This is a genomic window from Streptosporangium sp. G11, from assembly GCF_051192615.1.
GTDB lineage: Bacteria > Actinomycetota > Actinomycetes > Streptosporangiales > Streptosporangiaceae > Streptosporangium.
The window spans coordinates 71,735-94,077 of the sequence record NZ_JBPJUQ010000031.1 but is presented as its reverse complement, the minus strand read 5'-3'; the positions used below and the strand labels follow the sequence as shown (position 1 = coordinate 94,077).

General features: G+C 71.7%; 18 protein-coding genes. 10 read left to right on the top strand and 8 right to left on the bottom strand.

All coding sequences use genetic code 11. The features are described from left to right. Nucleotides 1-130: 130 nt before the first annotated feature. Together ACSDR0_RS26585 and ACSDR0_RS26580 are read right to left on the bottom strand one after the other, a co-directional pair. Nucleotides 131-2,431 (bottom strand): polysaccharide lyase 8 family protein, encoded by a 2,301-nt coding sequence (locus ACSDR0_RS26585; protein ID WP_435291600.1) that lies wholly within the window; start codon nucleotides 2,429-2,431, stop codon nucleotides 131-133. Nucleotides 2,432-2,485: 54 nt separating this feature from the next. Continuing rightward, nucleotides 2,486-2,755, bottom strand: a complete 270-nt coding sequence (locus ACSDR0_RS26580) for a hypothetical protein (RefSeq protein ID WP_435291599.1) — start codon at nucleotides 2,753-2,755, stop codon at nucleotides 2,486-2,488. 290 nt (nucleotides 2,756-3,045) lie between these two features. Between ACSDR0_RS26580 and ACSDR0_RS26575 the strand changes: the two genes are divergently transcribed. The 6 genes from ACSDR0_RS26575 to ACSDR0_RS26550 all read left to right on the top strand — a co-directional run bounded on the left by ACSDR0_RS26575 (nucleotide 3,046) and on the right by ACSDR0_RS26550 (nucleotide 10,609). After that, complete coding sequence (locus ACSDR0_RS26575; RefSeq protein ID WP_435291598.1) at nucleotides 3,046-3,282, top strand: DUF6400 family protein; 237 nt, start codon at nucleotides 3,046-3,048, stop codon at nucleotides 3,280-3,282. Further along, the gene (locus ACSDR0_RS26570; RefSeq protein WP_435291597.1) at nucleotides 3,282-3,515 is read left to right on the top strand and encodes a hypothetical protein; all 234 of its coding nucleotides are present in this window, start codon (nucleotides 3,282-3,284) and stop codon (nucleotides 3,513-3,515) included. Before ACSDR0_RS26575 ends, ACSDR0_RS26570 begins: the two co-directional genes overlap by 1 nt. Nucleotides 3,516-4,328: 813 nt before the next feature. Then, entirely contained in the window at nucleotides 4,329-5,474 is a 1,146-nt protein-coding gene (locus ACSDR0_RS26565) for a hypothetical protein (protein ID WP_435291596.1), read from the top strand. 29 nt (nucleotides 5,475-5,503) lie between these two features. Further along, on the top strand, nucleotides 5,504-7,549 hold the full coding sequence (locus ACSDR0_RS26560) for a hypothetical protein (RefSeq protein ID WP_435291595.1): 2,046 nt from the start codon (nucleotides 5,504-5,506) through the stop codon (nucleotides 7,547-7,549). Continuing rightward, a complete protein-coding gene (locus ACSDR0_RS26555; protein ID WP_435291594.1) occupies nucleotides 7,546-9,564 on the top strand; it encodes a hypothetical protein in 2,019 nt (672 codons plus the stop codon). Before ACSDR0_RS26560 ends, ACSDR0_RS26555 begins: the two co-directional genes overlap by 4 nt. A 43-nt stretch (nucleotides 9,565-9,607) precedes the next feature. Continuing rightward, nucleotides 9,608-10,609: an AAA family ATPase gene (locus ACSDR0_RS26550; protein WP_435291593.1), complete on the top strand. Its 1,002-nt coding sequence runs from the start codon at nucleotides 9,608-9,610 to the stop codon at nucleotides 10,607-10,609. Nucleotides 10,610-11,177: 568 nt separating this feature from the next. On the opposite strand, the gene ACSDR0_RS26545 is transcribed toward ACSDR0_RS26550, so the two are convergent. Continuing rightward, nucleotides 11,178-12,488, bottom strand: a complete 1,311-nt coding sequence (locus ACSDR0_RS26545) for a hypothetical protein (protein ID WP_435291592.1) — start codon at nucleotides 12,486-12,488, stop codon at nucleotides 11,178-11,180. 75 nt (nucleotides 12,489-12,563) lie between these two features. Beyond that, on the bottom strand, nucleotides 12,564-12,911 hold the full coding sequence (locus ACSDR0_RS26540) for a hypothetical protein (RefSeq protein ID WP_435291591.1): 348 nt from the start codon (nucleotides 12,909-12,911) through the stop codon (nucleotides 12,564-12,566). Between the two features lie 30 nt (nucleotides 12,912-12,941). On the opposite strand from ACSDR0_RS26540, the gene ACSDR0_RS26535 reads away from it, so the two are divergent. Next, on the top strand, nucleotides 12,942-13,724 hold the full coding sequence (locus tag ACSDR0_RS26535; protein WP_435291590.1) for a glycoside hydrolase family 16 protein: 783 nt from the start codon (nucleotides 12,942-12,944) through the stop codon (nucleotides 13,722-13,724). A 288-nt stretch (nucleotides 13,725-14,012) separates the two neighbouring features. Here the strand turns inward: ACSDR0_RS26535 and ACSDR0_RS26530 are convergent, their stop codons facing one another. Beyond that, a complete protein-coding gene (locus tag ACSDR0_RS26530; RefSeq protein WP_435291612.1) occupies nucleotides 14,013-15,674 on the bottom strand; it encodes an ABC transporter ATP-binding protein in 1,662 nt (553 codons plus the stop codon). Nucleotides 15,675-16,037: 363 nt separating this feature from the next. Further along, nucleotides 16,038-16,550: a GNAT family N-acetyltransferase gene (locus tag ACSDR0_RS26525; RefSeq protein WP_435291589.1), complete on the bottom strand. Its 513-nt coding sequence runs from the start codon at nucleotides 16,548-16,550 to the stop codon at nucleotides 16,038-16,040. Between the two features lie 148 nt (nucleotides 16,551-16,698). On the opposite strand from ACSDR0_RS26525, the gene ACSDR0_RS26520 reads away from it, so the two are divergent. The 3 genes from ACSDR0_RS26520 (at nucleotide 16,699) to ACSDR0_RS26510 (ending at nucleotide 19,223) form a co-directional block, all read left to right on the top strand. Then, entirely contained in the window at nucleotides 16,699-17,166 is a 468-nt protein-coding gene (locus ACSDR0_RS26520; RefSeq protein ID WP_435291588.1) for an LCP family protein, read from the top strand. Continuing rightward, on the top strand, nucleotides 17,163-18,137 hold the full coding sequence (locus ACSDR0_RS26515) for an LCP family protein (protein ID WP_435291587.1): 975 nt from the start codon (nucleotides 17,163-17,165) through the stop codon (nucleotides 18,135-18,137). Before ACSDR0_RS26520 ends, ACSDR0_RS26515 begins: the two co-directional genes overlap by 4 nt. Before the next feature lie 120 nt (nucleotides 18,138-18,257). Continuing rightward, nucleotides 18,258-19,223, top strand: coding sequence for a GlxA family transcriptional regulator (locus ACSDR0_RS26510; RefSeq protein ID WP_435291586.1), 966 nt, complete (start codon nucleotides 18,258-18,260; stop codon nucleotides 19,221-19,223). Between the two features lie 131 nt (nucleotides 19,224-19,354). On the opposite strand, the gene ACSDR0_RS26505 is transcribed toward ACSDR0_RS26510, so the two are convergent. Together ACSDR0_RS26505 and ACSDR0_RS26500 are read right to left on the bottom strand one after the other, a co-directional pair. Next, complete coding sequence (locus tag ACSDR0_RS26505; protein WP_435291585.1) at nucleotides 19,355-20,722, bottom strand: ABC transporter substrate-binding protein; 1,368 nt, start codon at nucleotides 20,720-20,722, stop codon at nucleotides 19,355-19,357. 229 nt (nucleotides 20,723-20,951) lie between these two features. After that, on the bottom strand, nucleotides 20,952-22,310 hold the full coding sequence (locus ACSDR0_RS26500; RefSeq protein ID WP_435291584.1) for an MFS transporter: 1,359 nt from the start codon (nucleotides 22,308-22,310) through the stop codon (nucleotides 20,952-20,954). Between the last annotated feature and the right edge of the window lie 33 nt (nucleotides 22,311-22,343).

Genomic DNA, 22,343 nt, shown 5'->3' with positions numbered 1-22,343 from the left:
GCGAATGGGGCGGTTGTGCCTGGGGGTGGTTTCCCATCGTGCCGGGCTTGATGATCGGGCAGGCCGGAACCGCCAGATTCGTCCGCGTCGCCCCGATCGTGGGGTCACGCGGGCGAATTCGGCCGCCCCGTTAACCGAGGCGTACGGTGACCGTGTTCGAGCCGCCGCCCCGGCCCGCCAGGCGCCCGAAGGTGAGCGTGAGTCTCGCGCCGGTCGTGGCGCCCGCCAGGAGCGGGTGTCCGTGGAGCACCTCGGTCACCGGCCGGTCCCAGGTCACGGTCAGCTCGCTCAGGTCTCGCCGGGGGTCCGACACGGTCAGCGTGGCCGTGCCGTCGGCGCTCTCCCTGACGAGGACCGCGCACGGGGCGGAGGCGGCGAGGTCGCCGGCGGCTCCGTCGTTCCAGAAGTTGACGGCGGTGATTCCGAGTGACGGGACCCGGACGCCCTGCCCGCGGGCGGTGTTGGCGAGCACGCGCGCCCAGCCGGGGTCGGCGGCGCGGGCCCGGGTCTCCGCCAGGCTCGCGCCCGGCAGGAGCAGGTAGACGTAACCGGCCGAGACGGGATCGACACCGTGGTCGAACCAGAGGGTCACGTAGCTCCGGGTCACCGGGTCCCGGCCGCCGGCGCGTTCCTCGCGCAGCGTGCGCAGCCGGGTGCCGCAGGGCAGGACGTAGCCGCCGTGCCCCTCCAGGTGCGCCCAGCCCGTCTTCTCGTCCACGGTGAGGAGCGCGTCGGTCCTGCGGTTGTCCACGATGGTCTCGACCGGTACGCCGTCCTCGCCGGTGATCGCGGCGCCGAGGCACACCACGGCGTCGTCGAGGAAGAACCACGACTTGAAGGCCTCCAGCGTGCTCTCGAAGCCGTTCAGGTGCTGGCCGACCGTCGCGTACACGCCGTCGGTGGCGCCTCCCGCCCAGCGGCCCGGCGGGCAGGTGTCACCCCAGCCCTCACCGGCGCCGTCGGCCAGCCGCCGGGTGGAGACGGTGGTGCCCGGCAGCCGGTAGGGGTCGACGGTGGTCCAGAAGGAGTCGGAATACTGGTCGCCGTGGCCGCCGGCCCACCAGTAGAGCATTCCCGAGCCGGTGTGCCAGCCGCGGAGGTTCTCCCCGTTGCCGTGCTCGTAGTGGCCGATGCGGTAGGAGGCCATGCTGAGTCCCGCGCACCAGCCCGGCCTGCGGTGGACGGCGCGGGCGCTCATCGCCAGCAGCCGGTGCCCGGCGGGTTCGCCGGCCGCGGGGACGGCGTCGTCGTCCAGGATCGCGGCGAGGCGGGCGTGGAACCCCAGGTCGTCGTTCTCGGCCGCCTCGAGCATGGGCCGGTGGGTGTCCCGCAGCGCCCACCCCTTCACCATGCCCTGCCAGCGCGACCGCTCGGCGGCCGAGGCCGTCTCCCCCAGCAGCAGGATCGCGGAGGCGATCACGCGTCCCCTGCCGTGGTCGCCGTACGGCTGCCTGCCGATCGCCCGGCCGCTGACCAGGTCCATGCAGAAGCCGTCGTGGACGACCGGCGCGAACGTCCTCTCGACGCTGTCGAGGACGACCTGCCTGTTCGGGTCGGTGACCTCCCACGGCGAGCCGCGCAACACCGCGAACAGCGTCGCGAGGCCGGACAGCAGCGACGCTCCGTACGTCCCCTGGTAGGGGACGGTCGTGTGCTGGACGAAGGAGCCGTCCCGGTAGAACCCGTCGCCCTCGGAGACGTAGGGGAAGACCGGGGAGAGCGCGGAGACGGCCAGCGCGGCCTTCGCCGGGTCGGAGCCGAGGATCGCGCGCAGCAGCGTCACCATGCACAGGTCCACCCGGTTGGCCCCGGTGCTGGTCCCGCTGTAGTCGTCCAGACGGCACTCGGGGACGAAGTGGTCCACCGCCTCCCGCAGCGCCGCGCTCTGCCGGTCCGCCAGGTGCGGGCCGATCAGCAGGGCCGCGTCGAGGAGGTTCTTGGGGGTGCCGATCTGCCAGTACCACCAGTTGCCGACCTCGTCGGCGCCCGCGGCGTACACCCGCCGCCGGTAGTGGTCGATGCCGGTGGCGACGGCCGAGGCCAGGCTCGCGTCACCGGTCAGGCCGGTTCCCGGCAGGACGTACGCGCGGGCCATGGTCCGCAGCCGGGCCGGGGTGGCGCCGAGCGAGGGGAACGCCAGGTCGGGCCAGAGCGACGCTTCGGCCGGCGCCATGGCGTCCCGGTATCCGGCCGCCCTCGTCCCCAGCCTCGCCAGCCGGGTCCGGTACGGCTCGGCTGTCGCGTCGAATCCCGACCCCGCCGTCACGTCCCGCCACCGGTGGCGCAGCGGGGCGAAGGGGTCGGCCGACGCGTGCGGGGCGGTTTCCGTGCGCGCGGTGGTCTCCGTGCCCGCGACGTACGCCGGGATCAGCGCTCCAGCCGTGGTGACACCGCCGAGCTGGAGAAAAGATCTCCGGGAATGTCCGTTCACACCTAGATTGTCGGGCGGAAATCATCCGCGCCGCGGATACCACGCCGCAGGAGATCAGAGGTCCACGTCGCGGGAGGCGACCACATGGACCCCCTCGGGCTCGTGGCCCGCCGGGGTGACCACGACCCGCCTCCCCTGCTCCTCGTAGCCGTGCTCGGTCAGCCACAGCAGGGTGTACGGGTCGAGCCGGCTGAAGTCGATCGGGGAGGCGGGCGAGAAGATGTCGTCGCCGGACGAGACGCCGCCGGTGTCGCCTTCGACGATCGACAGGGTGTACGCGGTCATGGCAGCCCCCAGGCCGTGGTTGTCCTCAGGAAGTCCCATACCCGGTCGTGCGGGTTCCGCCGAGGTCCGGCCGGACGCGGGCACGGTCCGGCGCCCTCCGTGAGGCCGGCCACCTGTAACAGGGGTCCCACAGAAATGCCCACAAAAGCGACTTAAGGTATGTAAAGGTATATAATGGACAAAGCCTTCTCTCTCCGGAGAGGCTTTCCCCCAAGGAGCGTGCGGCCGATCGCGAAGAGCGGCCCGGGTGGAACCACCTCCCCCGGTGCCGCCCGAACGGCCCCGGCCACCTCTCCGGCACGCTCGCCGGCCGACCGGAAAGTCATGCGATGAGCCAGGACAGCACCAGCCCGCACACCGATTTCGAGATCGACCTCACCCTTGAGGAGGCTCGCCGCCGCGCCGCGGTCATGGCGGCACTGGAGCCCGGCTGGGACCCGGTGGCGGTGATGCGGGCCGAGGAGGAGGCGTACGACCTCCTCTACTCCGATCTCGACGAGCGACAGCGGGAAACCTACGACATGCTCGTGGCCGCCGGCGTACTCCCCCGGAGGGGAACACGGTAGTGCTGCCACTTGACCCGCACGCCGACCTCGGGCGCAGGGCGTGGGTGCCCTGCCCCTCCTGCCAGGACCACCGCGACTGCGGCGACTGCCTCGGCGGGCGCAACTGCGGGGAGCACTGGCGCTATCTCCTCGGCAACACCGGCCGCCTGTTGCACCTGCAGTGCCCGGAATGCACCCACCTGTGGAACCACGAGACGGGCTTCGGCGCGGGTGGCGGCGCCATCCCCCGCTGACCCCGGAAGGCGTCGATTCGCGCCGGTACCCGTCCGCGCTCCCGCCGCGCGCGGGACCGATCGCGCCCGTCCGCACGCCCCCGGATGAACGTTCGTACGCCCCCGGATGAAGGCGTGCCCGGCCGTCCCCGCATCGGCCCGGCCGCGTGCCCGCGCGCCCGATCCGGCGGGCGTCCGGGGGCGGAGGGCCTCCGTCCGCGCGGTCCCGGAAAAGCGGGGGTTCCAATTAGCCGAACGAGGGTCAGGGGCCGAACGGCCAAACAGAGGAAACGCATACATATCAAGTTGCTATGAGGGCTTGCACCAATCCGGAGTGGGAAACGCTTGCGCGATCGCCCGCACGCGGCGAGAGACGCGGACGGGTACCGGAAAGCCCAACGGGAGACGAACGACCGGCCTGCCCCAGGGAAATGGCAGTTCAACAAGAAACGTGAAGGATCATCCGAAATCTCGGGATGGCCGCACATCTCTAGAGAACTACTGGCACGATCCACCGGCAGGATGGCAGCAGGTGGGGGCATTGCGCGTTTCGGACAGCCCATATATCTACTTAAGTGTTATTTATAATCCAATAACCATAAGTGTCAATTACTGAGCCCTTTACCTTCCCAATAGATCACGGTCAGTCTAATATTTGGACCTATGTCATGGCGTGCATCAGATTTCCCAGATGGACAGGCTGGGTCCTCTGGCCGTGGCACTGGTTCCTCTAGGCACGATTCCGAACACGCATCCGACTGGCATCCCGAACGCCTCCTGTCATTCGATTGGCGGAAGGTTATTCTGTTCACGGCAGTTTTAGCGATCATCGCCGTGGCCGCGTTCTGGCTCGCGACCAGAGCGCCCTCCGGTTCGTCCCTGGCGGCGAACCCCACCCCCGACCCTTCGGACACCGGCTGGGAGAAGGCCCCTTCCTCGCCTTCACCGACGCCGGCCTCCTCCCGCTCCACCCCCACACCAACCCCGAAGCCCACCGGAAGCGGCAAGAGCAGGTCCCCCCGCCCCGAGGCCACCCCCGCGAAGAAGCCGGAGAGGCCACGGAGCGAGACCAGGACCACCCCGCCGCCCGCCGACCCGCCGGCCGGGTCCCGCTCGCCCCAGCTCACCGCCAAGGAGGCGTACGGCATCCACGGCCGCTACCAGCGGGGGCTGTCGGTGGCCCAGGCCAGGAAGGACCAGGTGGCCATGGCGAAGCTGGAGCACGGGCTCGCGCTGGAGATGACACGGGCGGGTTTCAAGACCGCCGAGATGCAGGGGACCTCACTGGCGACGGGGATATGGCCCAACCCCCAGGTGTGGATCCCGCGCCACGTGGAGGGCGCCGCCGACTGGTTCGTGGCGATCTCGTACGAGCCCGGCGTCGCGCGGATCGTCGACGTGATGAGCTCGGCCCCCGGCGGCTGGCGGCTCGTCGCCTCGGCCGCCGACACGCGTGCCACCCCGGCGCGGTTCCCCAAGATAGCGACCGACGGCGAGGGTTACGCGACGAGCCTCCCGGAGAACGCCACCGGGCTGAGCGGGACTCCCCGGCAGATCGCCCGCGCGCACCTGGCGAGCCTGGAGAACGCCGAGGTCGACCCGCGGTTCGACGAGGGACCGTGGACCAGCGAGGCCGCGCTGTTCTGGCAGCAGGAGCGCGCCCAGCTGGAGCAGGCCGACTGGAAGCTCGCGTTGTCGTACCGGCTTGAGGGACCGGTACGCGCGCTCAGGACCAGTGACGGGGGCGCCCTGGTCTGGTACGGAGCCCGATCCACCGAGCTCCGCGAGGCGGTGCGGGAAGGGGCGAAGGTCAAGCTGAAGGGCTCGGCCGCCGTCCGCACCCGCAACAAGGCCTTCGCCCGCTCGGTGAGCGCCACATACGGACGCATGTATGTGACACATGTCCCCCCCGCCGGCTCGAACGAGCCCGCTCGCGTGCTGGGCGAGTGGAGCGACGTCCTGGAGAGCCACGGCGACTGACGTTTTCACCGGAAGAAAAGGAACATTCAATGACACCCTCACGTAAGCCATCGCGCGCGACGGTGATCACTGCGAGTGTCGCGATCGGCGTCTTCGGTGCCGGCGCCGGACTGGGAACCGTCATCGCCATGCGCCCCGACCCCGGCGAGGGGCAGGTGATGCGGCTGGCTGCGGGAACGTACCTCCTCGACGACCAGGCGGGAGCCTGGACGTCGAGCGCGGCACCCGGCGGCGACCAGCCGCTCCCGCTCTCCGGCGCCGACGCGGGCAGCACGATCGCGGACGGCGCCAGCCGGGCCGCCTCGAGCGACCAGCGGGTCTGCCTGACCACCACCACCGACGGGCACGCGGTCGGGACCTCAGGGGAAGGCTGTCTCGCCCTTCCCGTCCTGGGCGTGGCCGCCGCCGCGGCCGCCCCGCTCCAGCGGCCGGGAAACCCCAAGAGCACGCCGACCCCGCCGACGGCTCCCAAGACGAACGCGCCGACGAAACCCGCGACGCCCAAGAAGCCCGACACACCCACCAAGCCCGACCCGGCACCGGTGCGGCCCGCCCCCAACCCCGGGCCCGCGCAACCCCCCGCCCAGCCCCCTCCGGCGAATCCCCAGCCCGTCCAGCCCCCCGCCCCACCGCCTCCGACCCCGACGAAGAAGATCAGCGGCAACATCTCGGAGAGCGAGAACGAGAGCGGCAGCGTCATCGAGCGCCCCGCGGAGCAGAAGGCCGAGATCGTCTCGCCGCCCAAGCCGGCCCCCGAGTCCGGCGGGATGAGGTCCTCGGGCCCCTCGCGGCCTTCGCAGCCCCAGCCCAACGGAGGCAACGGCCGGTCACAGCCTCCGGCCACCAATGGCGACAGGCAGCAGCAGCCCCAGCCGACCGGCGGGAACAGGCAGCAGCAACCGCAGCCCACCGGAGGGAACAGGCAGCAGCAACCGCAGCCCACCGGCCTCAGGCCCCCGCAGACCCAGCCCACCGGAGGGAACGGGCAGCAGCCGCAGCCCACCGGTGACGTCAGGCCCCCGCAGCCCGGGGACAACGCCAGGAACCCCCGGCCGACGGGCACCCTGAGGCCGGCGATCAGGTCGGGCCCCGGGCGGCCGATCGTGCCCTCGGGCGAGGTCACCCTCCCCACGGCGCCTCCCGAGACCAGGCCGACCGGCGACCCGGGAGCGCCCTCGGTGGCGCCGACAGCGCGCAACGGCAACCCGGGTCCGGTCCAGCCGCCCGGTGGCCACAAGCGCTCGCAGGCGCCCAGCCCGTCGCGGAAACTTCCCTCGGCCGGGCCGTCCCAGCCCGTACAGCCGCAGCCGTCCCTCGGCCCCGCTGAGAACGCGTCGCAGGGTCCCGACGGGACCGTGCTCATGCCGGCCACCCCGCAGCTTCCCGGCGGCGGCCCGGACGGCGGCGTCTCGCTGCCGGTCTTCGAGAACCCCGAGCTCCTGCGGCGCGCCTACGAGGCCCTCGGGCTGGACAGGGGCATGCGCTACACGGACGAGAACGGCGTGTGGGACCTCAACATCGCCCCGCCGGGCACCCCGCCATGCCGTAACTACACCACCGAGGAGATCCAGGCGCTCAGCGCGACCCAGGGGCCGAGCCCGTCCCAGGGCGGCCAGGCGATGATCCCCCGCGACTCGTGCCTGTGGCCCGCCTTCATCCGCTGGCTCTACGCGGAGCCCGCACCCGGCCAGATCAGCAACTGGACCAAGTTCACCGGACTGCCCCAGCGGAACCTGGAGCTCGTGGTGACCGATCCTCCCCCCGTCCCGCTTCCCAGCCCGATCCCCAGCGACAGCACCCTTCCTCGACCCGACCAGGGACAGCCCGACCAGGGACAGCCCGACCAGCGACAGGGCGTCCCCGGCGAGGAGGAGCCCTGGCAGCCGGACACCGGCGGCCTGAACCCCGCCCAGCCGGGCCCCGAGGACGCGGTGGCCCCCAGGGACCCCGGAGGTAGCGGGGACAACGCCCCCGAGCAGTGGCCGGGCGAGAACACCGCCCCCTTCCAGTCCGACCGAGGCCGGCCCGACCAAGGCCAGGTCGAGCCGGACCCGGTCGAGTACGACGGCCGATGAGCACACCTACCGGAACCGGGCGGCTCACGCCCGGCCCCGGCCAGGGGGCGGCCTGGGTGCGCGAGCATGGCGCGCACCTGATGGACTACGCCGCCTCCCACCTCGAATCCGGCCGGGCGCGCGCGGCGGTCGTCTCCGCGCTGGCGGCCGGCCGGACCGAGGCCGCTCCCGGAGGCGTCACGGTCCGGGGACGACTGCTGGCCGTACTGCGACGTGACTGCCGCACCTCTCCGGGATACCGGGAGCGGTACGTGCCGGGTTCGGGGCCCGGCATGCCCGACGCCTCGCTGATCGAGCGGGTGTGGACGATCGTCGACCCGCTGGGCACGGAGACGCTCAGGTTGACGTACCGTCACGCGCTCGGCATGGAGGATCTCTCGCACGTGCTGGCGATGCCCGTCGACGAGGTCGGCAGGCTCGCCACCCGTACCCAGGATCTGATCGAGACCCTGGTGAGCGGGCTGGACGCGCTCGCCCACGGGCGGCGTACCTGCCCGGAGCTCGCCCCGCTGGTGGAGGCCGTCTTTCCCGGCGTCTTCTCCGACGGCCCCGCCGGCGGGCGGGCGGCTTCCCACGCCGACCCCGGCGACGCCCAGGCGAGCCTGCTCTCCCACATGATCAGGTGTTCCGTCTGCACGCGGCCGATCAACATCCGCTACACGGTGCCGCAGATGATCTCCCACCCTCCGGTCGCGCCGCTCTCCGTGGAGGAGCGGCAGCGGCTCACGGATTCGCTGCCTCCCGAGGCCGCCCCCCGGGCGGCCGCGGAGGTGGCCCCCGAGGTGCCCCCGCCCGCGCCCCCGGCCCGTGGCGGGTCTCCCGTCCTGTCCGCCCCTCCGGGAGGGGGGCGGTCCCCGGTCCTTCCCGCGCCCCCTCCGGGGGGCCGGACCTCCGCCCCACCCGGGCACCGGTCCTCCGTCCCGCCCGTCTCCCCGGCCGCGGGCGGCGCCACCCCGGCACCGCCGGCCGTGACGCCGCCCTCGCCCAGGGTCGGCATGCCTCCCTACCCGCCGGTGGCGTCGAAGCCTCCCGCGAAGCCACCGGCCGCGACGCCGTCGAGTACGGCGTCGCCGGTCAGGGCACCGGGAGACGAGCCCGCGGCGGGCTCCTCCGATCCCTCCACCCCCTCGGGCCTGCCCCCGCTGCCCGCCCTGCCGCCCCGCAGGACCCGGCCGGCCCGTCCGCCGTCCGCGCCCCCCGTACCCGGACACGACACCCCGCTCTACGACGCCCTGCTCACCCAGGCGTGGGCGCGCGAGGTCCTCGCCCAGAGCGAGGAGCTCACCGGCACCATTCCCAGGCAGGCGCCGCCCGTTCCCAAACCCGTCGCCAGGGCCGAGCCCGTCGTCATCGCCGGGCAGGCGTCCGTCGAGATGCGCGACACCGAGGTCCGTACCCCCCGGGTGCGCGACATCGAGGTCCGCGACGACGCCCAGGTTCCCGCGCTGCGTTTCCACACCGAACCCGACGACCGCCCCGACGAGGAGCGGATCGAGATGGGGATCCGGGTGCTGGAGGCGCTCAGCTGGGCCGGCACCCGCATCAAGAACACGACGATCAAGATCGTCATCATCGTCGTGGCGGGCGCTGCGGGCACCCTGACCGGGATGAACTTCCTCGGCCCCGCGATCGAGTCCGAAGAGCCCGCGAGGTCGCTGCAGGCGTCCACCAGCCAGGCCACCCGATCCCCGCCCCCCGCCGCCGGCGCGCCGGCGCGGCAGGACGGGCTCGCCTCCCGGCTACGGGTCCCGCCCGTGGTGACGCTGGACGAGTTCGGCCTGGGAAGCATGGTCCTCACCGTCTCGGGAGAGCCGTTGAAATGGCGGATATCGGCTCCCGGCCTGGCCGTGAGCCCCTCCAGCGGCACGCTGCGCGAAGGGGTCACGCAGGTGATCAACCTGCGTGCCCACCGGGTCCGCAACTGGTGCGGCGCCCCCGCCTCGGTCACCGCCCCGATGACCGTTCACGGCCTCGACGACTCGATCACCACGACGGTGCGCTGGCGGACATGCTGACGACCTCACTCCCCAAGATCGCTTTTCAAGAAAGGACAACGGCATGACGGATACCTCCCCTCACATCCAGGCATCGCCGCCCACTCCGCCGCCCCCGCCCGAGCAGTTCCATGAAACGGTCCCGCTCACCGCGGAACACCTGCTCACCAACCGCCGCCCGGAGCCCGCCGGAGGGTGGCGCCGTCTCGTCTGGCAACTCTCCGGCAAGCGCTTCATCCCCGCGGAGTCGGCGGCGGAGCTGGAACGGCGCACGCTGATGGCGCAGGCCCAGACCCCCGTCGCGAGCGGGCACCACCGGATCGCGGTCATGAGCCTCAAGGGCGGGGTCGGCAAGACCACGACGACCGTCGCCCTCGGCAACACGCTGGCCTCCCTGCGCGGCGACCGGGTGATCGCGATCGACGCCAACCCCGACCGCGGGACCCTCGGCATCAAGGTCAAGTCCGAGACGGCGGCGACCATCCGCACCATGCTGGCCGAGGCCCCCCACATCCTGCGCTACGCCGACGCGCGCGCCTTCACCTCCCAGTCGCCCGCCCGGCTGGAGGTCCTGGCCTCCGACACCGACCCGGCCGTGAGCGAGGCGTTCAACGCCGAGGACTACCGCACGGTCGCCGGGCTCATCGAGCGCTACTACTCCATATGCATCACCGACTGCGGGACCGGCCTGCTCCACGGGGCCATGGGCGCGACGCTGGAACTGGCCGACCAGATCGTGCTGGTCAGCCTCGTCGCGGTGGACGGGGCGAGTTCGGCCGCCGCGACGCTGGACTGGCTGACCGCCCACGGCCACGCCGACCTCGTCAAGAACGCCATCGTCGTGCTGAACGCGGTGGAACCCAAGTCCGACGTGGACCTGGACCTGCTGGAGCGCCACTTCATCTCCCGCTGCCGCGCGGTGATCCGCATCCCCTACGACCCGCACCTCAAGGAGGGCGCCGAGGTGGACCTGGTCCGCCTCCGTCCCACGACCCGGGGCGCGTACCTCCGCCTGGCCGCGGCGGCCGGGCAGACCTTCGGGCAGCGCCCCGACCGGAGCCACTAGTGCGACCGGTCGCCGACGATCCCACGCTGAACTGGGATCTGGGCCCGCCGCCGAGCGCCCGGCGGCGGATGCTCATCGTGGTCGTCTCGATCGTGGGGACGATCCTGCTGGCGGCCGGCGCATGGCAACTCCTCCGAACCGACTCCACCCCCGTGAACGCCTCCGCGCCGAAGGCCGTCGGGGACACCGTTCTCCTCTCCCCGCCCTCCGGCTACGAGGGCGCGGCCGGTTACCCCGTCGGGTTCCCCCGCACCGAGCTGGGCGCGGCCTCCGCCGCCGCGGCCGCGCTGGAGGCGGCGTGGACCCTGGACGTCGAGCAGGCCGAGCAGGCGGCGGTGCTGTACGCGCGGCCCGAGCAGCACGACGCCGCACGGGCCGGCGCCCGCGAGGCCGTCGCGGGATGGCGGGAGATCCTCGGCCTTCCCAAGGACGGGGCGCTCCCCGACGGCGCCGCCATGCGGACGCGGACGATCGGCCTCCAGTGGCGATCCCGCGCCCAGGATCAGGTGCAGGTCTCGGTCCTGGTCCAGGTGACCGCGACCAAGGGCGTCGGCGACACCGATCCAACCTATTCGAGCCCATACGCCATGAGCCTGCTCATGGTCTGGCAACCCGGCATGCGCGGTGCGAACCAGGGGGACTGGGTCAACGTCCCCGACCCCCTCGCCACCTCCGTGCCGCCGGTCGCCCTCCCGGGCACCCCGGAATTCACCGCCGCGGGCTGGAAACCCATATCCGGCCCAGAGCCCACCCCATAGATCCAGGAAGAGCGATCAATGCCCCCACGCAGCTCGTCCCGGCGTGTCACCTTACTCTCCGGCCTTCTGCTGGCCGCGGTATCCGCGACGACAAGCGCGGTCATCGCCCAGCCGTGGGCCGCCGTGGCGGATCCCGGCGTGAGCTCCGGCTCACCGTCGCAGGAGTTCGCCGGTCCTTCCGCCGTTCCCCCGGCCGGGCCTCCCCCCGCGCGACAGGAGGTCCCCTCCGAGCCGGGAAACCCCTCCTGGCCGGACGGGAGTCCCCCCTCGGACGGCGACTCCCGCTCGACGCCGGACGAAAGACCGCCTGCGGACAGCGACTCCCCCTCCAGGCCGGACAGGAACCCGCCCGCCGAAACGGACCGCCGCGCCCCCGTGGAGAACGCGTCGCCCCCCGAGGCCGACAGCTCCCCTCCCACGTCCCGTAGCCGTCCCGGCGAGAGGAACAGCGCGCCGCGCACGGAAGAGGACGTTCCCTCCGAGCAGTTCTCCGCGCCCTCCCGGGAGACGAGGGCACGGGAAACCGTACGGCCCAGGAACGCGGTACCGGCGAACCCGTCGTCCAGGAGGTCGCGCCCCGTCGAGGAACCGCCCGTGAACACCAGGCGCACCGAGGGCCCGCCGAGGAGGTCCGAGCCGACGCCCTCAAGGAACACCAGGCCCACCGAAGCGCCTCCGGAGACCAGGAAGGCCACCCCGGCGCCGCCGAGGAACACGACGCCCGCCAGGCCACCGTCCGGGAACACCAGGCCCACCACCGGCGGGTCCCCGGAGGCCAAGAAGCCCACCCCGGCACCGTCCGGCGACACGAAGCCGACGGCGACGTCCACGGCGACCTCCGCCCCCGCCACCCCGGCGCCGTCGCCCAGCGCCACCTCGTCCTCGTCGCCCACGGCGACCGGGACGCAGCAGCCGCCGAAGGCGACACCGACCCCCTCCGCCACGACCACCAAGCCCGCGCCCGACCCGACCCCCACGGCCCCCAAACCAACCGCGACGGCGACCAAGCCCGCGCCGAGTGCCACCCCCAAGCCCAAGCCCACCCGGTCGACGACCCCCAAGCCCACCACCCCGCCGAAGGGAACACCGAAGCCCTCGGCGAGCCCGACCCGCACGTCCACCGCCGCCCCTCCGCGCACCGGTCCGCCGAGCCGGGCGACACACGCCCCCCGGCCCGCGCCCACGCGGACCGGCGTCTACGAGCCCTCCCTCCTGACCGAGCCGGTCCAGAGCACCCGATCCCCGGTGGCGGTCCCGTCTCCGGCGCCCTCGATCCACAACGTCCTGCCCCTGCCCCCGCTCAGGCGCTCCACCTCCGACTTCTGTAAGCCGGAGGACGTCACCTCGTGCTGGGGCCTCGCGCCCTGGCGGGGCCGTACCTCGGAATCCCCCAACGTCCTGCTGATCTCGAACCGGGAGCCGGCGGGCGCGCCGCGCTGGGTGTTCGCACCGCCCACCTCGCCCGCCCAGCCGCTGCCGAACCCGGTCGCGTCGTCGATCCCCAGCCCGACGAGCACCGGCTGCTGGAGCTTCAGTCCCTCCACACTCTGCGCCAGATCCTGGGAGGAGTAATCATGATCACCAGATCCCACGTGCGGGTGGCCGTACTCAGCATGGTGGCCGCGCTGGCGGTGAGCACCCTCAGCGCGGCCCAGGGAGAGGTGGTCTCTGCGGCTCCCTGCGCCCCCGCCAACACCGGCGAGGCCAGCGCCGCGCAAGCCCTCAACTGGGGTGCGCCGTCCTGGTGCGCCGAGTTCGACGACTACCTTGACGAGTCCGACTGGGTCTTCTACGACTCGGCCGGGCACGCCGGCAACGGCCGCCGTTCCCCGCAGCAGCTCTACCTCGGCAACGGGGCGCTCTACCTGTACGGCCGCGAGGACGGGACCACGGCCGGCCTGGCCGCCCGTCACGACCAGGCCTACGGGCGCTGGGAGACCCGCATCCGCCTGTACCCGGGCGCCGGGTCGTACCACCCCGTCGCCCTGCTGTGGCCGAAGGACGGCGGCGGCAACGTGCGGAGCTCCACGGGAGAGGAGATCGACTTCCTGGAGGTCATCGACGATCCGCAGAGGCAGCGCCCGAACTTCTTCCTGCACACCCCTCAGGGGCAGGAGCAGGCCCACGCCAACATCGACATGACCACCTGGCACACCTACGCCGTGGAGGTCACCCCCGGCAGCGTCGTCGGCTACATCGACGGGCAGGAGTGGTTCCGCTCCGGCAACGCCACCAGCAGCTCGATGTCGGTCTGCCTGCAACTGGACTGGTTCCCCGGCCAGGGCAGCTCGGGAGAGGCGTGGATGGAGGTGGACTGGCTCCGCATCTACCCGTCCTCGACGGGCACCGCGGGCTGAACCCACCCCGCAGGGCAGGAGGGTGCGGGACCCGTCACGGGTCCCGCACCCTCCTCGCGTCTCAGGACTTCTCTCAGCGGTGTGTCCCGCGCTCCCGGGTCTTCGGCCTTCTCCCGTTCCCCGGCTCCGGTCTCGATCCCGGCTCCGATCCCGATCCCGATCCCGGCTCCGGCGAGAGCGAGAGCGAGAGCGAGAGCGAGAGCGAGAGCGAGAGCGACGTTCCCCCCTCGCTCCGGGACCGGCCCGTTCCCGGACCGGATTTCCAGGAAGTCCGGCGTGGGAGGGCGCTCAGGCGAGCTGGGCGTCCTGCAGCCCGGCGTAGGCGCCGCGCAGCCGCATCAGCTCCTCGTGGGTACCCACTTCCTCGATCCCGCCGTCGCGCATGACCACGATGCGGTCGGCGCGGCGGATGGTCGACAGCCTGTGGGCGACGACGAGGACCGTACGCCCGGCGACCAGGCGGGTCAGCGCCTCCTGGATGAGCGCCTCGGAGCGGGTGTCCAGGGCGGAGGTGGCCTCGTCCAGGATCAGCACGCGCGGATCGCGGATCAGGGCGCGGGCGATGGCCAGGCGCTGGCGCTGCCCGCCCGACAGGCGGGCGCCCCGCTCCCCGACGACCGTGTCGAGGCCGTCGGGGAGCCGGTCGATGAACTCCAGCGCGTTGGCGTCCTGGAGCGCCCGCCGCACCCGGTCCTCGGGAACGTCGGCCATGCCGTAGGTGACGTTCTCCTTGATGCTGCCCTCGAACAGGATCGACTCCTGCGGCACGACGGACAGGAACCTGCGGTAGGTCCGCAGGTCCAGCGTCTCCATGTCGCGCCCGTCCAGCAGGATCCGGCCCGAGGTGGGCCGGAGGAAGCCGATGACGAGGTTGAGCACGGTCGACTTGCCCGCCCCCGAGGGGCCGACCAGCGCGATCGTCTCGCCGGGGGTCACCGTGAGGTCGAACCCGGTGATCGCGGTCTCCTCACCGTAGGAGAACTCGACGTCGCGGAACTCGACCTCGCCGCGGACGGAGGCGACCTCCTCCTTGCCCGCGTTGTGCTCCAGGTCGGGCGCCTGGAGGACCTCGCCGACGGAGCGTACGGACGCCAGCCCCTTGCTGATCATCGGGGTGAGGCTGAGCAGGGAGGTGACGGCGGCGGTGAGGGTGGCGAAGAAGCTGGTGAGCATGACCACGTCGCCCGCGGTGATGGGGATGACCTGGTAGTAGGCCACGAGCGCGGAACCGGTGAGGAAGGCGACGCCGAGCGCGTTGAGCAGGATCCAGGCCAGCGCGCCGAAACTGCCGTTGAGCAGGTCGAGCCGGAGACCCTTGCGCAGCACCTTGGTCAGCGTGCCGTCGACGCGGTGCAGGGCGTCCTGCTCCAGGCCGTGCGCGCGGGTGATCGGGATGAGCGTGGTCATCTCGCTGACCCTGCTGGACAGTTGCTCGACCTCGCGGCGGAAGCTCTCGTTGTCGTCGCGCAGCCGGGTACGCATGCGCATCACGAGCAGGGCCGCGGCCGGTACGACCACCAGGAAGACGGGGATCGCGGCGGGCACCTGCACGGCGATCACCACCAGGCCCCCGGCCAGCATGGTGAGCGCGGACAACCCCATGTCGGCCGCCTGCTGGCTGGTCTGCTCCACGCTCTCGACGTCCCGGATGACCTTCGTCTGGAGTACGGCGGCGCTGACCCGCGCGTGGTAGCCGATGGAGAGCTGCTGCATGCGACGGCAGAGCGCGGAGCGCAGGCCCGTCCCCATGCGGCGGATGGCGCCGTGCGTGCAACGGACGTAGAGCAGGTGGAGCGGGTAGTTGAAGAGCAGAAGGACGAGCAGCACACCCGCGTTGGCCCACAGGTGGGCGATCGGGGCGCGAGAGACCACGATGTCGACGACGTTGGCGGTGATCAGCGGCAACAACCAGGTCGGACTGTGCTTGACCAGGAAGGCGAGGACCCCCACGAGCAACCTGAGGCGGTCCTCCCGGAAAAGGTAGGCGAGCGTGCGGATTGGATGCTCACCGCGATAGCGGTGATCGAGAGCGCCAACCACAAATCCCCCAAATAGTGGTAAATCTCCGGCAATCCTCTCGCATGGAGATTTCGTCCGCGTGACGCCCAGGGGAATCGACAGGTGGCGACGTCCCGCCGGGGGGACCACCCACCCGGCACGGACCACCCGGCAGACGCGAACCGCGCTCGACACCGGCCGGCTCACCCGGCACGAACCGCTCAGCACGGACCACTCGACGCCGGCCGGCCCACCCGGCACGAGCCGCCCGACACAGCCCCCTCGCCCGGCACGGGCCTCTCGACGCGGGTCCGTTCAGCCCGTGGTCGCGGGGAGCCTTGTCTCCAGGATCTGGCCGGGCCAGTCGCCGACCATGAAGCTCTCGGTCCTGGTGAAACCCTGGCTCTCGTAGTACGCCACCAGCCGGCCGTCGTCGCCGGCGTAGCAGTCGACCCGCACCAGCGCGATTCCCAGCCCGGCGGCCTCCGCGCGGGCGCGCTCCAGCAGGGCGGCCCCGACCCCGCGGCCGTGGAACCTCGGGTCGACCACCAGCCCCTGGACGTACAGCTCCGGTTCGGAAGCGGGGGTGACGTAGGGCATCGCGGGCCCCACGACCGGGCAGCCCGCGGGCCGGCCGCCGAGTTCGGCGACGCGCATCCCGCCGGACGTCGCCCACGAGGCGATCCGCTCGACGCGGGCCGCGTCGGCGGAGAACGGCTCGCTGCCCCACTGGCCGGTGCGGCCCAGGGAGGTCAGCCACGCCACCGCGCCGTCGAACATCGCCAGGACGGCCGGCACGTCGCCGAGATGCCCGTCACGGATAATCACCGGCGGATCGTAACAGGACACGCACCCCCACACGGTGACACGCCATGCCGGATCCACCACATCGGGAGATCAGTAAAATCGGCGACGGCCGGAGTACGGCTTCTCGGTCACGGGCGCATGCCGTGACCTCTTCCCCCCCGGGAGTCACGTGAGCAGCGGGTTGATCGACGCGTTCCCCAAACAGCCCCCCGGGCCGCCCCCGGCGCCGCCCGGCCGGCGCCCGGCGCGGCCGCGCCGCAGGTGGCTGTGGTGGCTGGTGGCCGCGGTCACCGCCGTGGTGCTCGTGGCGGCGGGGACGGTGGCCGGCGCGTACGTCAAGCTGACCGGCAACGTCAAGCACGTCGAGGTCTCCGCGGAGGACCTCGGGCGGCGCCCGGCCAAGGCCGCAGGCAAGGCGTTGAACGTCCTGGTCGTCGGCTCGGACCAGCGGGGCGGCAAGAACGCGAGATACGGCCGGGTGGCGGGTGAGCGGACCGACACGATCATGCTCGCGCACATCTCGCCGAAGCGGGACAACGCGATGGTCGTCAGCTTCCCGCGCGACTCGATGGTCCAGCTTCCCGCCTGCCGGGCCAGGCAGGGAGACTGCCCGGACAGCGGCCGCACGTCGGCATGATCAACGAGTCGTTCAACTCCGGCGGCATCACCTGCACGTGGAAGACCATCGAGTCGCTCACCGGTATCCACATCGACCACTTCGTGAAGGTCGACTTCACCGGCTTCAAGGGCATGGTCGACGCGGTCGGCGGCGTGGAGGTCTGCGTGCCCGAGGCGATCAACGACAAGAAGGCCCTGCTCCACCTGGCCGCCGGGCGCCAGAACCTCGGGGGCGAGCAGGCCCTGGGCTACGTGCGGGCCCGTTACAGCCTGGGCGATGGGTCGGACATCGGGCGCATCCAGCGCCAGCAGATGTTCATCGCCTCCATGATCAAGAAGGTCATGAGCGGCGAGACCCTCACCGACCCCACCCGGCTGTTCGGCTTCCTCGACGCGGCGACGAAGTCGGTCACCACCGACCCCGGCCTCACCCCGGGCGTCATGAGGGATCTGGCGACCAGCGCGCAGGGGCTCGCCGCGGGGCAGATCCACTTCATCACCACCCCGTGGCGCTACTCGCTGGTCCACCCGGGCCGGGTGGAGTGGGTCCAGCCGCAGAGCGGCAGGCTCTTCAAGATCGTCGCGACGGATCGGGCGATCACCGGCTCCGGGGTCAAGGGCGGCCAGGCCAGGGTGCCCCGGTCGAAGATCCAGGTCGAGGTGCGCAACGGGACCATGCGGTCCGGCCTGGCCACCCTGGTGGCCGTCCAGCTGGAGGAGCGCGGCTATCACGTCGCCAGGATCGGCGACGCGTCGCGCAGGCCGTACCCGACGACCACGATCGCCTACTCGCCGAACGGCGCCGCCAAGGCGCCCACCCTCAGCCGCGACCTCCTGGCCTCCAGGCCCCTGCCCGTCCGCCGGGCGACCACGGGCAGGCTCGTCCTGACGATCGGCGACGACTGGAAGGGCCTGAAGCCGCTTCCCCGCGACGACACCGAGAGCCTGAAGGGTTTCGACGCGACCCACGACTCGTGCACCAGTGCCTGATCGGCCTTTCCCGGCCGGGTCGTCGTCGAGGTGGAGCGCCGGCCGTCCCGGCACGAGGTGCTCGGACGGCGGCGCCCTCGGCGAAGATGGCCCGTACCTGCCATATGTGAGAATCGGGTCATGCACAGGATCGTCATGCTTGCCATGGACGGTGTGATCCCCTTTGAGCTGGGCATCCCGCCGCGGATCTTCGGCGGCGCCAAGGACTCGGACGGCAAGCGGCTCTACGAGGTGCTCACCTGCACCGTCGACGGCGCCCCCGTACGCACCGACGCCGACTTCGCGATCGCGGTGGACCACGGAGCCGAGGCCCTGGAGGGCGCGGACACCGTGGTGATCCCGGCCACCCACGCCCTCGGCACGGTCTCCAGCGAGGGCCGGCTCCCCGAGCCGTTGGCCGGGGCGATCGCGCGCATCCGGCCGGGCACCCGGCTGGTCTCGATCTGCACCGCCGCCTACGTGCTCGCGGCGGCCGGACTGCTCGACGGCCGTCCCGCGACCACCCACTGGAGCAGCACCGACCACTTCCAGAAGCTGTTCCCCCAGGTCAAGGTCAACCCGGACGTGTTGTTCGTGGACGACGGCGACGTGCTCACCTCGGCAGGGGTGGCCGCGGGGATCGACCTCTGCCTGCACATCGTCCGGCGCGACCACGGCACCGAGGTGGCCAACCACGTGGCCAGGCGGTGCGTCGTCCCGCCGTGGCGCGACGGCGGCCAGGCCCAGTTCATCGAACGACCGCTTCCCGCCCCGACCGCCGTGACGACCGCGGCGACCAGGGCGTGGGCGCTGGGGCGGCTGCACGAGCCGCTTTCCCTCAGCGAACTGGCCGCCCACGCCCGGATGAGCCGCCGTACCTTCACCCGGCGCTTCCGCGACGAGATGGGCCTCAGCCCGGGGCAGTGGCTCATCCTGCAGCGGGTGGAACTGGCCCGGCGGCTCCTGGAGACCAGCGACCTGCCGGTGGACGGTGTCGCCCTGCGGGCGGGGTTCGGCACCGCAGCCTCGCTCCGCCAGCACCTGCAGGTGGCCATCGGCGTCTCGCCGATGGCCTACCGCCGCACCTTCCGGCCCGTGGACGCCTGACCCGGCCGGGCGCCCCGCCGAGAGGAGCCGCCATCGGCCGGTCGGCGAAAGGCCGTCGAGAAACCGTCACAGGCCGGACGGCGAAAAGCCGTCACAGGCCGGACGGTGGGGAAGGAGCCGGAGAGGGGCCGTCACTGGCCGCGGGACCACTCCTTCTGCAGGAGGTCGGCCGCCTTCTTCGCGGTCGTCCGGCCGTGGGCGACATCGAGGATGGCGTCACCCTCCGCGCGCTCCAGGAAGGCCTCGTCGGGGACGTTCAGGGAACCGCCGTTCCTGATCAGCTCCTGGATCGCGGCGTAGCCGTCCTTGCCCTCCGTGGTGGCGAAGACGGACGACTCCATCCGGAAGTCCCCGCGCGCGGGGACCAGCGTCAGATCTCCAGCCCAGCTGGAGACGCCGTCGCCCGCGGTCAGGAAATGGACCAGCGTGGCCGCCTCGGCCACGTGCTTGGAGCTCTTGGGGACGGCCAGGCCCACCTCCGCCGTACTGCGGACGGCGGGCTTCGCGTTCGGCAGGACGGTCGGGAAGGGTCCGGCGCCGATCTTCTTGACGGAGATCTCCGCGGTCTTGCGATAGGACTCGGACAGCATCGAACTCTGACCGGAGCCGTCCACCAGGAACAGGGCCTTGCCGGAGCGGAAAAGTTCGGCCGGGCGGTCACCCTTGAGGGTCAGCGCCGACTTCGCCAGCACGCCCCTGTCGAACAGCGACCTGTAGGCGGTCAGGGCCGAGACCATCTCAGGGCCGTTCCACGGCTTGTCGCCGGCCAGCAGGTCGTCGGAGAGGGTCGGGTGGGTCTGGCCCGCGATGGTGAACAGCAGCTCCTCCTGCCGGCGCGGCTCGCCGGAGAAGACGATCGGCTGGAGGTCGGGGATCTCCTTCTTGACTCGCATGACGATGGACTCCAGGTCGGCGGCCCTCTTGGGGAAGGAGAGGCCGAGCTCGGACAGGAGAGCGGCGTTGTAGTACATGACCGCGCCACCGCTGGAACCCATCGGGACCGAGTAGAGCGTGCCGTTCTTGGCGGCCTTCTTCGTCTGCTTCACCGCGCCCTCGTCGAGCTCTTCGACCCAGCCGCCGGAGACGTTGTCCTTCCATTCGTCGACCGGGCGGAGCCGGTTCGCGACCGTGCGGGTCATCGCCGGGATCGGGAGCCCGACGACGTCGAGCGCCTCGTCGCCGTCGAGTGCCTTGGGCAGCCGCTTGCGGTAGTCGGCCTCGGCGAAGGTGCGCAGCTCGACCTCGATACCGGGGTTCGCCCGCTCGAACGCGGTGATCGCCCGCCTCAGCGCGGCCTCGGGCGGGGAGGAGGTCCAGTACTTCAGGGTGACGGGTCCCGCCGGCTTCTTGGTCTTCTCGGGCTTCTTGGTGCTCTCACCGGCCTTGGGGACGGTCTGCTCGACCGTTCGGCCGTCGGCGGGCCCGCCCGCGCTGCAGGCGGTCAGTCCGAGGGTGAGGGCGGCGGTGGACACGGCGAACGCACGAGCTGTACCACGCATGCATACCTCCAGCGGAATCACGGGGCGGGTGACGGTGTTCAGCCCAGCGAGGTCGATCACGGTCGATCCGGTCGATCACGAAAAAGGATCTTATGCGGTCCTCTGCCGCGACAGGAGGTCATCAAACTCCCGGCGGAGCCGCGCCCCCTGGTCCGAGACGGTCCTCGTGCCAAGACGACGCTCGGCCCGAAGTGGCCCTCGGCCCCGAACGCCCCGCCCCGAGCGGCCCTCAGCCCGAGGCGGTGCTCAGTGGCTCGGCGATGTCCTCCAGGCCCCTGCCCTCGGCCTTGACCCCGAGGAAGAGCTCCACCAGCCCGGCGGCGATCATGAGAACCGCGCCGATACAGAAGGCCAGCGCGGTGTCACCGGGCCTGCCGCTCTCGACGAGGTTGGCGAAGACCAGCGGCCCGGACACGCCGCCGACGAAGGTGCCGATCGCGTAGAAGAACGCGATGGCCATGGCCCGGGTCTCCATCGGGAAGATCTCGCTGACGGTCAGATAGGCCGAGCTCGCCCCCGCGGAGGCGAAGAAGAGCACGACGCACCAGCAGGCGGTGAGCGTGACCGCGGTCAGCACCCCCTGATCGAACAGCCAGGCCGTGCCGAGAAGGAGCACCCCGGACAGGATGTAGGTGCCGGAGATCATGGGGATGCGGCCGACCGTGTCGAAGAACCGCCCGAGCAGCAGCGGGCCGAGGAAGTTTCCGAACGCGATGACGGCGAAGTAGTAGCCGGTCTCGGTGTCGATGCCGAAGAAGGTCGACAGGATCTGCGCGTACCCGAAGGTGACGGCGTTGTAGAGGAACGCCTGGCCGATGAAGAGCGACAGGCCGAGGACCGTCCGCTTGGGATAGCGGGCGACCATGGTGTGCGCGATCTGGCCGAACCCGATGGACTTGCGCTGGTGGATGGTCATCGACCGCGCGGGCTCGTCGAGCTTGACGCCCTTCTCGCGCTCGATCCGCTCCTCCACCCCGGCGACCAGCCCCTCGGCCTCCCGGTCGCGGCCGTGGATGAACAGCCAGCGCGGACTTTCCGGCACGTTCCTGCGCACCAGCAGGATGGCCAGGCCGAGCACCACGCCCATGCCGAACGCGACGCGCCAGCCGATGTTCAGCGGCAGGTTGTTGAGCAACGGCACGGTCAGCAGCGCGCCGCCCGCGGCGCCGAGCCAGTAGCTGCCGTTGATGATGATGTCGATCCTGCCCCGGTGGCGGCTCGGGATGAGCTCGTCGATGGCCGAGTTGATGGCGGCGTACTCGCCGCCGATGCCGAACCCGGTCAGGAACCGGAACAGGAAGAACCACCAGGCGGAGAACGAGAACGCCGTCGCGGCGGTGGCCACCAGGTAGACGACCATCGTGATGATGAACATCTTCTTGCGGCCGAACCTGTCGGTGAGCCAGCCGAAGAACAGCGCCCCCAGACACGCTCCGGCCACGTAGAGGGCGGCGGCGGTACCCGCGACCTGGGCCTGGGTGATCGCCAGGCCGCTGCCCTCCTTGGCCAGCTGGGCGGAGAGGTTTCCGACGATCGTCACTTCGAGGCCGTCGAGGATCCAGACGGTGCCGAGTCCGATGACGACCATCCAGTGCCATCGTGACCATGGCAACCGGTCCAA